The organism is Paraburkholderia ginsengiterrae, assembly GCF_001645125.1.
Lineage (GTDB): Bacteria > Pseudomonadota > Gammaproteobacteria > Burkholderiales > Burkholderiaceae > Paraburkholderia > Paraburkholderia ginsengiterrae.
This window is the reverse complement of sequence record NZ_LXKA01000158.1, coordinates 1-491: the sequence shown is the minus strand read 5'-3', so window position 1 is coordinate 491 and position 491 is coordinate 1. Positions and strand designations below refer to the sequence as shown.

At 65.2% G+C, this 491-nt stretch carries 1 pseudogene; it reads right to left on the bottom strand.

Annotated features, from left to right (window positions below):
• Positions 1-44: 44 nt before the first annotated feature.
• A pseudogene (locus A6V37_RS12970) lies at positions 45-440 on the bottom strand (alpha-isopropylmalate synthase regulatory domain-containing protein).
• Positions 441-491 lie beyond the last annotated feature (51 nt).

Sequence of the window (491 nt, the reverse complement as noted above, 5' to 3'; positions counted from 1 at the left end):
ATGTCGCGCTGGTGCTTCATCACGATCTTGTTCAGCCCGCCGAGCTACGCCTTCTCCGAACCCACCAGCGTATCCGGATCCGCGGCCCGGGCGCTCCTGGAACGGCACTCATGTGCGCGGCGCACGGTGACCTCGGCCTGGGCGTCGGTGCCTTCGGTCACCGCGTGCACCTGCTACAGCTCGCGCTTCGCCTCATGCGGCACCAGCCGCCTAATGCAGTTGAAGACCGCGTCGACCGGGCCGTTGCCTTCCGCTTCCTCGATCCTGGTCTGGCCGTCGACGTCGAGCTTCATGGTGGCGCGCTGCGGACCATGGGTGCCGGCAATGACCGTCAGCGAAGTGAGCTTGATGCGGTCGTGGGCGGCTGCCATCTCCTCGTCGATCAGCGCCTCGATGTCCTCGTCGTAGATGTCCTTCTTGCGGTCGGCCAGCGCCTTCATGCGGTTGAATGCGTCTTCCAGCTGGTTGGAGCCGAGCTTGTAGCCCATCTC